We start from the raw sequence: 12,192 nt of genomic DNA, 5'->3' as shown, positions 1-12,192 counted from the left end.
TTCAAGTGAAACAAGGATTGCTAGAACGGATGTTGTTGAAATTTTCGAGTTTCTTTCAAGAATAGTTTACATTCGAACGATTTTTATTGCATTTTCATAAAAATATTAGCAGAATAGAAAACAATGATAAACGCCTTTTGTTTTCAGTATTGTGTATAGAGATGAGGCGATGTATGTTTTGAATAGACCTATAGGCGTAATAGATTCAGGAGTGGGCGGGTTAACCGTTGCCAGAGAGCTGATGAAACAGCTCCCAAAAGAAGAAATCATTTATTTAGGTGATACAAAGCGATGTCCATATGGACCTAGACCTTTTGAAGAGGTAAGAACATATACATGGGAAATGATAGACTTTCTTATTAAGCAGGAGATCAAGTTACTTGTAATCGCATGCAATACCGCTACAGCTGCTGTATTAGAAGAAGCTAAAAAGAAACTCGATATACCTGTAATAGGGGTAATACACCCTGGGGCACGTTCTGCCTTAAAAGCAACTAAGAATAACCATGTAGGGGTCATTGGCACGATCGGAACAATAAATAGCGGAGCGTATAAACAGGCTCTTCAGAAGATTCGCAGTGATGTAATCGTTGAGAGTTTGGCTTGTCCTTTGTTCGTTCCTCTTGTTGAACAAGGTAAACTTTCCGGAGAAGAAACATTGAATGCTGTTTCAGAAACATTATATCCTCTGAAGGATGTTTCAATAGACACACTCATTTTAGGCTGTACCCATTACCCATTATTACGGCCGGTAATTCAGCGCGTTATGGGTGAACATATCAAAATCCTATGTTCAGGGGCAGAAACTGCTCGGGAGGTTTCAGTTATCCTCGATCATAGTGGAATTTTGAATACAGGAGAAAAGAAACCGGTACACAGATTCTTGGCGACGGCAGAAAGCAGCCAGTTTTTAAAAATAGCCAACCATTGGCTTAATACAAAAATAGATAAAGTAGAATGTATCAAGCTTTAATAAAAGAGCAGACTCACATTTTTGTGACTCTGCTCTTTTTAATTATCTTTTAATTTAGGCCGCTTTCTAAAAGACAATTGTTTTTTAGATGTCTTTAATGTTCGTCACTGAATAGCCGGAGCAGAAATCAACTACTTTCAAAAAAAACATGTTTGCGAAAATAACCTTTTATTTTTGTACAAGTGGTCTATCAGAAGAAGATAGCTCGTATACATAATAGTACAAACCACTTGAGGAGGGAAAGTATGCGCAAAATAATGAAGTCAGGTGCTCCGCTGCTTTTATTATCAGTGTCATTACTGGTATCGGGTTGCGGATTAGGGGGAGAGAAAGCAGGAACTGAGCTTGATCCCCCAAAAGTGAATTACGTAAAGGAAGGAAAATCACTTGATAAAAAAGAAAAAACAGCTAAAACCGAAAGTACTCAAAAACGACAGCTGTTTTTATTCGACAGCAACGGTATGGTTGTACCTCAAGTCCTTGCTTTGCCAAAAAATGATGAAACGGCCAAGCAGGTTCTGCAATATCTTGTAAAAGATGGTCCGGTAAGCAATATGATTCCGAATGGCTTTCAAGCTGTATTGCCTGCAGATACGGAAGTTCTATCGGTAAATATAAAAAAGGGTACAGCCACTGCAAACTTTTCAAAAGAATTTACGGAGTATAATGCAAAAGATGAAATGAAGATTCTTCAAGCCATAACCTTTACGCTTACACAGTTTGATAATATTAAAAAAGTGAAGATACAAATCGAAGGCAAGAACCAAAACTCAATGCCAGTAAATAATACACCTGTTGGTGAAGGTGTCAGCAGAGTGGATGGAATTAACCTCGAGAACGGCAGCGTAGCAGATATAACAAACAGTGAACTTGTAACACTTTACTTTTTAGCCCAGACACAAGATCAAACGTACTATGTACCTGTTACGCGCCGTGTAGCGAAAGAAGGAACCGACAAGGTCACAGCTACTATTGAACATCTAATAGACGGTCCTTCTGCTGAAAGCAACCTTCTGACTGATTTTAGAACGGATGTAAAACTATTGAGTACTCCTGTTGTAAAAGATGGAGTAGTTACTCTTAATTTCAACGGTGCTGTATTAGATAACAAAGAAGAAAGTATGATTGCAGATGAAGTATTAAATTCAATTGTTCTTTCTTTAACTGAGCTTTCAGAGGTTAAGAAAGTCGCCATAAAAGTAGATGGAAAGTCAAAGATCTTTACTGAGAAAGGAAAAGAGCTTACAGCCCCTGTTTCCCGTCCGAAAGAAGTTAATACAGGTGAATTTTAAATCAGCAAATGATGTGATAAAGTAAAGAGACGAGAAAATCGTCTCTTTTTTGTGCTTCACCAAAGTTTCTTTATTTACGATGATAGCGGAGGACAATATATGAAAATTTTAATTGCTACAAAAAACATAGGTAAAGTTAAAGAGTTTCAAGCCATGTTCAAAGATTTTGGTATTGAAGTCATATCGCTGCTTGACATAAAAAATAGTCCGGATGTTGAAGAAACTGGGGTTACTTTTGAAGAAAATGCGATTTTAAAGGCAGAAGCCATCTGTTCCATTATGAAAATTCCAGTTATCGCTGATGATTCTGGTCTGGAAGTAGATGCACTTGAAGGAAGACCAGGAGTTTATTCTGCAAGATATGCGGGAAGCGAGAAAAGTGATGAGGCTAACATGGATAAAGTTTTAAACGAACTTAGGGGAGTAGCTGAGCCGAATCGGACTGCACGTTTTGTTTGTGCATTAGCTTTTGCAAGACCCGACATAAAAACATTTGTCGTAAGAGGTACATGCGAAGGTGAAATCTTGTCAGAAAAACGGGGTACTGAAGGGTTTGGGTATGATCCGATCTTCTACCTTCCCCAATTAGATAGTTCCATGGCAGAGTTGTCGAAGGAAGAAAAGAATAAAATCAGCCACAGAGCTGTCGCATTGCAAAAATTAAAAGATTTTATCAGCAAGGAGGACATGCTATGGCAAAAGCCTTGATTGTTAGTGACAGTCATGGATTAAAAGAAGAATTAATTACGATAAAAAAACGTCATGAGAATGAAATTGATCTAATGATCCATTGTGGAGATTCTGAACTTGAAACAAATGCCAAGGAGCTGTCTGGATATGTTACTGTAAGGGGGAATATGGACTTTCTTGGTAAGGATTTTCCGAATGAAGCTATTGAGATGCTTGGAAATAAGTGTTTGTATATTACTCACGGGCATTTATATGATGTAAAGATGTCTCATCTGTCTCTTGCTTATAGAGCAGAAGAAACAGGTGCCGTTATTGCCTGCTTCGGTCATTCGCATATTGCTGAGGCTTACGAACGGGAAGGAATGGTTTTTATCAATCCCGGAAGTATAAGACTGCCTAGAGGAACTTTTGAAAAAACGTATGCTATTTTAGAGGTTAATGATGTCGATATTTCAGTAATCTTTTATTCACTGGAAGGAAAGCGAATCGACCATCTATCAAAAGGATTTAAAGGGAATTAAAGAGGAACTGCGAAAAAATTAAAGAAATAGGTTGACTCTTTTGTAGATATCATGTATATTAAATTATGTCGTCGCGACAAGATCTAATATGTCTGCGGGTGTAGTTTAGTGGTAAAACAAGAGCCTTCCAAGCTCTGGTCGTGAGTTCGATTCTCATCACCCGCTCCATTTGTTTTTCTCACGTTCAAATGGCACAAAAGAGTTACATCTGAAGTTTACAGATCTTACATTTAAAAATGCATGTTATAAAAAACATATTTGTATCCACGGTCGACAGGTGGAACAAATCACTGTGTGCCCGCAGCGCATGGTAATTGCGGAAAGCGCATTGCTATGCGGAATGGGCTCCAATACATATGTCCCAGTAGCTCAGCTGGATAGAGCATACGCCTTCTAAGCGTACGGTCGGGAGTTCGAATCTCTCCTGGGACGCCATATAACTATTTCTATTACATAATCAAACACGTTTCGTGTCCTCTCTTAAAGGATGCGGAGCGTGTTTTTTTATGTATTTTTTTGTGATTATTTTGTTTTGTTGAAAGCGCTTTAAAAATGTTTACAAATATGTGTGTAAACTATTTTTTTGCCTCAACCATGGGAATGGAAGCGCCTTCAAAATATCAGAAAAGTCAGAATTAATTATTTTTAAGAAAATTCATGGTTGACCCTGCTCAGATATGGGCGTAATATTGTCAACAATTATTAATTGTTTTTAAAAAATTCTAATAATTCAATTTCCGAAGAAAAGGAGGATCACGATGCAGGAGCAATGGGTTTATGTAAATGGTGAGTACGTATTAAAAGACGATGCTAAGGTTTCAGTTTATGATCATGGTTTTTTATATGGAGATGGGGTGTTCGAAGGCATTCGAGTCTATAATGGCAACGTTTATCGATTAGAAGAACATCTTCAGCGCTTATACGAATCAGCTCAATCCATTATGCTAAACATTCCACACACTAAAGAAGAGTTAACAAACATCATTGTAGAAACGCTCCAGAAAAACAAATATCGTGATGCTTATATCCGATTAGTTGTTTCACGAGGTAAAGGCAATTTGGGATTAGATCCGTTTACATGCGGAAAACCTGGAGTCATTGTAATTACAGAGCAGCTTGCTCTCTTTCCGAAAAAACTTTATGAAACAGGTCTTGAAATCATAACTGTTGCTAGCAGAAGAAATAGACCTGATGTTTTAAGTCCAAAAGTGAAATCATTGAATTACTTAAATAATATTTTAGTAAAAATTGAAGCGAGCCTGGCAGGAGTTAGTGAAGCGCTGATGCTGAATGATCAAGGGTATGTAGCAGAGGGCTCTGCAGACAATGTATTCATCGTTAAAGGAAACACGATTAAAACGCCTCCTGGTTATTTAGGAGCTTTAGAAGGAATTACGAGAAACGCAATTGTTGAGATCGCTAATGAACTTGGATACAAAATGGTGGAAGAACCGTTCACGAGACATGATGTGTACGTAGCTGATGAAGCATTTCTTACCGGAACCGCTGCAGAAGTAATTGCAGTTGTAAAAGTTGACGGAAGGGTAATCGGAAACGGAGCACCTGGTGAACATACAAATAGATTATTAGACGCTTTCAGGAAAAAAGTTGTTGAAGAAGGTGTGAAGGTTTATTCAGGACAGACCGTTCAAGCAGGATAAAAGTTGTATTGGAGTGTTTCAAACATGCGCAGTAATATGATCAAACAAGGAATCGATAGAGCCCCGCACAGAAGTCTTCTCCACGCAGCGGGTGTTGCACCAGAAGATATGGATAAACCATTTATCGGTGTTTGTAATTCCTATGTTGATATTATTCCGGGGCACATGCACTTAAATAAAGTGGGTGAATGGGTCAAAGAAGCCATTCGAGAAGCAGGCGGAATACCTTTTGAATTCAATACGATCGGTGTTGATGATGGCATCGCGATGGGGCATATCGGAATGCGTTATTCGCTTCCGAGCAGAGAAGTCATTGCAGATGCAGCAGAAACTGTAATCAATGCTCATTGGTTTGATGGCGTCTTTTATATTCCGAACTGCGACAAGATTACACCGGGAATGCTTATGGCTGCTGTTCGCACCAATGTACCGGCAGTATTTGTTTCAGGCGGACCGATGGAAGCAGGGAAATCGATGGCAGGGAAATCACTTTCACTTGCCTCGGTATTTGAAGGTGTTGGCTCTCATTTAGCCGGAAAAATGACTCGAGAAGAACTCTTGGAACTTGAAACAAGTGCTTGTCCAACATGTGGATCATGTTCAGGAATGTTTACAGCTAACAGTATGAATTCAATTATGGAAATGCTGGGGATTACTTTGCCGGGCAACGGCACCATCGTAGCAACTTCAGATGAGCGGAGAGACTTGATCCGCGATGCGGCAAATTCTCTTATGAACCTAGTAAAAGAAAATGTCCGTCCTAGAGATATTATTACGAAAGAAGCGATCGATGATGCTTTTGCACTTGACATGGCAATGGGAGGATCGACTAACACAGTCCTCCACATGCTCGCGATAGCAAATGAAGCTGAAATCGATTACGATCTGCCACGGATCAATGAGATTGCAGAAAGGATTCCCTACTTGTCTAAAATCTCACCTGCTTCGGATTATTCCATGCAGGATGTTCACCGGGCTGGCGGCGTTAGTGCGATCATCAATGAACTTTGCAAAATGGAAGGTGCAATTCATAACGACCGTATTACGATTTCCGGTGAAACTCTTCGAGAGAGGGTCCGCGACGCTGAGATTATAGATGATGACGTTATTCGCCGAAAAGACAATGCTTATTCACCAGTTGGCGGGTTATCAATCCTTTATGGAAACATAGCACCAGATGGCTGTGTTATCAAAGTGGGTGCGGTTGATCCTTCAATCAAGACTTTTCAGGGAGAAGCTATCGTTTATGAATCTCAGGACGAAGCGATTCAAGGAATCAACAATGGTGAAGTCCGAGAAGGGCATGTTGTAGTTATTCGCTATGAAGGCCCTAAGGGTGGACCGGGCATGCCTGAGATGCTCTCTCCTACATCTGCTATTGCAGGAATGGGATTAAGCACAAAGGTTGCTCTCATAACAGACGGACGCTTTTCAGGAGCATCCAGAGGGATTTCTATCGGTCACATCTCACCGGAAGCTGCACAAGGTGGTCCGATTGCATTTATCGAAAGTGGAGATCCGATACTAATTGATTTAGTGAATAGATCGATTCATGTAATGCTGACAGAAGATGAGTTGAATAAAAGAAAAGAAAACTGGGTTAAACCTGAGCCGAAAATTAAAAAAGGCTACTTAGCCCGATACGCTGCTTTAGTTACTTCAGCTAATACTGGCGGAATCTTAAAAATTTAAAACCTTAAAACGATGACGGAGAACAATGGTAGATACGGAATACACAGAGAGCCGGGTTGCTGTGAGCCGGTTATTCCAAATACCAGGACATCCCTCCTGAGTGTCCTTTTGAAAGTTACTTGAGTAGGAAGGGCCAAGCGGTTATTTCCATTTTTAAACCGCTTGTTATCAAATGACGGCTTATTCGTCACGAGGCGGTGTCTTTATAGAAGATATCGTGAAAAAGGGTGGTACCGTGAAAATGAAACTTTTTCACCCCTTTGGATAGGATTTTCCTGTCCATTTGGGTGGGGAAGTTTTTTTATTGGCTTTTTCTAAATTTTGCTCTTTTTTAAGCACTTCATTGATTAGTTGATTGGAGCGTAAGGTGCGAGACTCCTGCGGGATCAGCGGGACAGGTGAGACCCCGTCAGTGCGAAGCGATAGGGAGGCTCACCGCCCGCCCCGCGGAAAGCGAGCACCTGGAGCGGAAATCAACCCTTCTAGGAGCTGCAAAGGTTTAGGTAAAAGCTTTTTACAAATAAATGGGTTCAAAAGATGAAGGAGGAATGAAAATGAAGGCCAGTTGGGTGGCTGAACAAAAAACGGTTGAATCTTCATTAGTCTCTGGTGCTGAACTATTTATTCAAGGACTGCAGAATGAAAACGTAGACGTTGTTTTTGGGTATCCAGGTGGTGCAGTGCTTCCAATCTATGATGCTCTTTACAAAGCAGAAATGAAGCATGTACTGACAAGGCACGAACAAGGTGCGATTCACGCGGCTCAAGGGTATGCGAGAGTTACAGGAAATCCAGGTGTGGTGCTTGCGACTTCAGGGCCAGGTGCTACTAACCTTGTAACCGGCATTGCTGATGCCATGATTGATTCCATCCCTCTTGTTATTTTCACGGGGCAAGTAGCTACAAAAGTCATTGGCACTGATGCTTTTCAAGAAGCGGATATCGTAGGGATTACGATGCCGATTACAAAGCACAACTATCAAGTGCAGAAGGCGGAGGATCTGCCTCGGATCATGAAAGAAGCTTTTCATATTGCGAACACTGGCAGAAAAGGACCTGTGTTAATCGATATACCAAAAGACATCGCAGTTAATAATGCACCTTTAAAAGAGGTTTCAGACATTCATCTGCCCGGTTATCAGCCGACTCTGAAGCCTAACATCCTCCAAGTAAAAAGGCTGAACGAAGCTTTACAGATGGCAAAGAAGCCTGTTCTTCTTACAGGAGCAGGTGTACTTGCAGCTAAAGCCGAGGAAGAGCTTTTAGCCTTTGCGGAGTATTATCAGATTCCTGTTGCTCAAACATTGCTAGGACTTGGAGGATTCCCGGCAGATCATCCTTTATGCTACGGAATGGCAGGAATGCATGGCACATATGCAGCAAATATGGCGCTTTATGATTGTGATCTTTTAATAGGGGTTGGTGCCAGATTTGATGACCGCTTAACCGGGAATCTAGAGCATTTTGCTAAAAAAGCGGTGGTTGCCCATATTGATATCGATCCCGCAGAGATCGGAAAAAATGTACCGACAGAGATACCTATTGTAGGGTGTGCCAAAGAAACCTTGAAGGCTTTAAATCAGACATGCGGTGAAAAAGGCAATTCGAGCGAATGGGTGATACAGCTTTCAAAATACCGAAGCGAACTTCCACTTACGTATAAATCTAATGATAAAGAATTAAAACCGCAAAAATTAATGGAAATTTTACACGAAGTTACAAAAGGTGCTGCAATCGTTTCGACAGATGTTGGACAGCATCAAATGTGGGCAGCCCAATATTATACGTTTTCAACTTCAAACAGATGGATTACATCTGGAGGATTAGGAACGATGGGCTTTGGCTTTCCGGCTGCTATAGGGGCCAAGGTAGGAAGACCAGATCTTCCGGTAGTCGCTGTTGTAGGCGATGGAGGATTTCAGATGACCTTGCAGGAACTGGGTGTTCTGCAGGATTGGGAACTTCCTGTAATCGTTGTGATTGTTAACAACAAATCACTAGGTATGGTCCGGCAATGGCAGGAGATTTTTTACGAAAAAAGATATTCACACTCTCTCCTTGATATTCAGCCTGATTTTGTAAAACTTGCAGCAGCATATGGGATCGAAGGCAAGCGTGCTGAAAACGAAGATGAAGTAAGGGAGGCATTAGAGGCTGCACTTTCTTCAAAAAAACCTTTCGTATTAGATTGTGCAGTTTCGGCTGATGAAAATGTATATCCGATGATTGCTCCAGGAAAAGGACTTCACGAAATGATTGGAGTGAGAGGATGAGACGCATTATTTCTGCAACAGTGTTAAACGAAAGCGGTGTTCTGAATCGGTTAACCGGGTTGCTGACAAAAAGACAATTTAACATTGAGAACATTACAGTCGGACATACGGAGGACCCTGCCGTTTCAAAAGTGACCTTGACAGTTTGGGTAGAAGATGACAGAAAAGCTGAACAACTGGTTAAACAGCTTCATAAACAGATCAATATTTTAAAAGTCCGTGATCTCACAAATATGGCTCTTGTTTCAAGAGAGCTTGCACTTATTAAAGTATTAACCACTCCGGATACACGAAGTGAAATAAAAATGCTGATTGAACCATTTAGGGCTACAGTTCTCGATGTTTCATTAGAGAACGTTACGCTGGAAGTAACCGGCGACAGTGAAAAAGTAGATGCACTGATAGAACTGCTTCGTCCTTATGGAATCAAAGAGATTTCAAGAACTGGCATTACAGCTATTCCAAGAGGAACACAAAAGAAAGTTTTAGAGCTTCACCCCTATTCTATTATGTAAAGGAGACTATTAAAAATGGCTAAAGTATATTACGAAAACGAACTTTCAAATGATGTATTAAAAAATAAGAAGGTAGCAGTAGTTGGTTATGGATCACAAGGGCATGCACACGCACTGAACTTAAAAGACAACGGCTATGATGTTGTAGTTGGTGTCCGAGAAGGAAGATCTTTTGATGAAGCAGTAAAAGACGGATTTGAAGTATATCCTGTTCGCGAGGCAGCACGTCTAGCCGACGTTGTTATGGTACTGCTTCCGGATGAAAGACAGCCTGAGGTATATAAAAATGAGATCCTGCCAGAGCTTTCTCCGGGAAATGCTCTCGTGTTTGCACATGGATTCAATGTTCATTATCACCAAGTTGTACCGCCTGAAAATGTGGATGTGTTCTTGGTTGCTCCTAAAGGTCCGGGTCATCTAGTACGCAGGACTTTTGAAGCGGGCGAAGGTGTACCTGCATTGTTTGCGGTTTATCAAGATGCTACAGGTACTGCTAGAGAAACTGCTCTTTCTTACGCAAAAGGCATTGGTTCCGCTCGGGCAGGTGTACTGGAAACAAGCTTTCAGGAAGAAACCGAAACCGATTTATTTGGAGAACAGGCTGTCCTTTGCGGCGGATTATCCTCACTTGTAAAAGCGGGATTTGAAACACTTACAGAAGCGGGATATCAGCCAGAGGTTGCTTACTTCGAATGTCTGCATGAGTTAAAGCTCATCGTTGATCTTATGTATGAAGGCGGATTAGAAGGAATGAGACATTCTATCTCTGATACCGCTCAATGGGGAGATTTCCAGTCAGGTCCTCGTGTTATTGATGGAAGAGTAAAAGAATCGATGAAAGAAGTATTAAAAGATGTTCAATCTGGTGAGTTTGCAAAGAATTGGATCTTGGAAAACCAAGCGAATCGTCCTGTATTCCATGTAGTAAATTACCAGGAAAAAAATCACCCAATTGAAAAAGTGGGGAGGGAATTACGTGCGATGATGCCGTTTGTTAAAGCAAAACAGAAGAAGGAGGCTGTCGTCAGTGCGAACAATTGAAATTTTTGATACGACGCTGCGTGATGGAGAACAAACAGCAGGTGTAAATTTAAATACTGAAGAAAAAATAGAGATCGCAAAAAGGCTTGAACGATTAGGTGTTGATGTTATGGAGGCTGGCTTTCCTGCAGCCTCTAAAGGAGATTTAGATGCTGTTAAAAAGGTGGCATCGATCATTAAGGATTCCTCTGTGACAGGTTTGGCAAGATCGAATCAATCGGATATTGATCACGCATGGGAAGCGCTAAAAGAGTCTGCTGAACCGAGGCTGCATGTATTTATCGCAACCTCCCCGATTCATATGACTTACAAATTAAAAAAAACACCTGATCAAGTAGTAGAAGCAGCCGTTGAAGCAGTTAAGTACTCAAAGAAAAAATTTCCGGTTGTTCAATGGTCTGCAGAAGATGCGTGCAGGTCAGATCTTGTTTTCCTCGCGCGGATCGTTGAAAAAGTTATCGATGCAGGGGCGAGCATTATCAATATCCCTGATACAGTGGGATTCACAAATCCAGAAGAATACGGAAAAATATTCCGCTATCTATTAAAGAATGTACCAAACATACAAAAAGCTGTTTTATCTGCTCACTGTCATGATGACCTCGGAATGGCAGTAGCAAATTCCCTTTCAGCAATTGAGAACGGAGCAAACCAGATCGAATGCACAATCAACGGAATCGGAGAAAGAGCTGGAAATGCATCTTTAGAAGAGATTGCAGTAGCGCTAGCTATCCGAGAAGACTTTTATCAGGCAAAAACGAATCTGAAGTTAAACGAGATCAGCCGTACAAGTCAGCTTGTTAGCCGTCTTACAGGTATTGCCGTTCCGCCAAATAAAGCTGTGGTGGGCAAGAATGCTTTTGCTCACGAATCGGGTATTCATCAAGATGGTGTGTTAAAAGAAAAATCAACTTATGAAATTATTACGCCTGAACTTGTCGGAGTCCCTTCTAACCAGTTAGTGCTGGGTAAGCATTCCGGCAGACATGCATTTAGGGATTATTTATCCAAATTAGGCTTCCAGCCAGAAGAAAGCAAAATAAAAGTTATATTTGAAGATTTCAAATTACTTGCTGACCGAAAAAAAGAAATGACAGAAGAAGATATTTTTGCACTTTTGATTGATCATAGAATTCAGCCGGAAGTTCCGCTTTATCAATTAAAAGATATACAGGTTAACTATGGCACTAACCAAATTCCTACTGCGACATTAAGACTTTTGACTCCTGATGGAAAGGTGATTCAGGATGCTGCAACGGGATCTGGAAGCGTAGAAGCTATTTATAATACTCTCGGAAAAATGCTTCCGTCCTCACTGAAGCTGAATGATTATCGAATTCAATCTGTAGGAGCCGGCAGGGATGCACTTGCTCAAGTGTTTGTGCAGATCGTCTGTGATGGCAGCGAAGTCAACGGAAGCGGAACGGCACAGGATGTTCTTGAAGCTTCAGCTAAAGCTTATGTTCATGCATTCAATAAACTTCAGCTTCATTCGGATAAAACAAACTACGAAAGAATGAGCATTTAATTTAGG

General features: G+C 40.8%; 10 protein-coding genes and 2 tRNA genes. All 12 read left to right on the top strand.

Annotation, left to right across the window (positions count from 1 at the left end):
* Positions 1–169 precede the first annotated feature (169 nt).
* The 12 genes from racE (at position 170) to UN64_RS00875 (ending at position 12,186) form a co-directional block, all read left to right on the top strand.
* Entirely contained in the window at positions 170–973 is an 804-nt protein-coding gene (racE, locus tag UN64_RS00930; protein ID WP_171978767.1) for a glutamate racemase, read from the top strand.
* A gap of 245 nt (positions 974–1,218) precedes the next feature.
* Positions 1,219–2,265, top strand: coding sequence for a GerMN domain-containing protein (locus UN64_RS00925; RefSeq protein WP_077359237.1), 1,047 nt, complete (start codon positions 1,219–1,221; stop codon positions 2,263–2,265).
* A gap of 99 nt (positions 2,266–2,364) precedes the next feature.
* Positions 2,365–2,973 carry an XTP/dITP diphosphatase gene (locus tag UN64_RS00920; RefSeq protein ID WP_077359236.1) on the top strand — a complete coding sequence of 203 codons (609 nt, stop codon included), beginning with the start codon at positions 2,365–2,367 and terminating at the stop codon, positions 2,971–2,973.
* Positions 2,958–3,476: a metallophosphoesterase family protein gene (locus UN64_RS00915; RefSeq protein WP_077359235.1), complete on the top strand. Its 519-nt coding sequence runs from the start codon at positions 2,958–2,960 to the stop codon at positions 3,474–3,476. Before UN64_RS00920 ends, UN64_RS00915 begins: the two co-directional genes overlap by 16 nt.
* Before the next feature lie 94 nt (positions 3,477–3,570).
* Positions 3,571–3,644: transfer RNA gene (locus tag UN64_RS00910), tRNA-Gly, on the top strand.
* Positions 3,645–3,834: 190 nt separating this feature from the next.
* Positions 3,835–3,911: transfer RNA gene (locus tag UN64_RS00905), tRNA-Arg, on the top strand.
* A 323-nt stretch (positions 3,912–4,234) separates the two neighbouring features.
* Complete coding sequence (gene ilvE, locus UN64_RS00900) at positions 4,235–5,137, top strand: branched-chain-amino-acid transaminase (RefSeq protein WP_077359234.1); 903 nt, start codon at positions 4,235–4,237, stop codon at positions 5,135–5,137.
* Between the two features lie 24 nt (positions 5,138–5,161).
* Positions 5,162–6,829: a dihydroxy-acid dehydratase gene (gene ilvD / locus UN64_RS00895; RefSeq protein WP_077359233.1), complete on the top strand. Its 1,668-nt coding sequence runs from the start codon at positions 5,162–5,164 to the stop codon at positions 6,827–6,829.
* Positions 6,830–7,383: 554 nt separating this feature from the next.
* Entirely contained in the window at positions 7,384–9,102 is a 1,719-nt protein-coding gene (ilvB, locus tag UN64_RS00890; protein WP_077361052.1) for an acetolactate synthase large subunit, read from the top strand.
* The gene (ilvN, locus tag UN64_RS00885; protein WP_066291458.1) at positions 9,099–9,617 is read left to right on the top strand and encodes an acetolactate synthase small subunit; all 519 of its coding nucleotides are present in this window, start codon (positions 9,099–9,101) and stop codon (positions 9,615–9,617) included. The genes ilvB and ilvN overlap by 4 nt, the downstream gene beginning before the upstream one ends.
* A gap of 15 nt (positions 9,618–9,632) precedes the next feature.
* Positions 9,633–10,658 (top strand): ketol-acid reductoisomerase, encoded by a 1,026-nt coding sequence (gene ilvC / locus UN64_RS00880; protein WP_077359232.1) that lies wholly within the window; start codon positions 9,633–9,635, stop codon positions 10,656–10,658.
* Positions 10,645–12,186, top strand: coding sequence for a 2-isopropylmalate synthase (locus UN64_RS00875; RefSeq protein WP_077359231.1), 1,542 nt, complete (start codon positions 10,645–10,647; stop codon positions 12,184–12,186). Before ilvC ends, UN64_RS00875 begins: the two co-directional genes overlap by 14 nt.
* The last annotated feature ends 6 nt before the right edge of the window (positions 12,187–12,192 follow it).

Source organism: Fictibacillus arsenicus (assembly GCF_001999465.1).
Classification (GTDB): Bacteria; Bacillota; Bacilli; order Bacillales; family Fictibacillaceae; genus Fictibacillus; species Fictibacillus arsenicus.
This window is presented reverse-complemented; position numbering and strand designations above follow the sequence as displayed.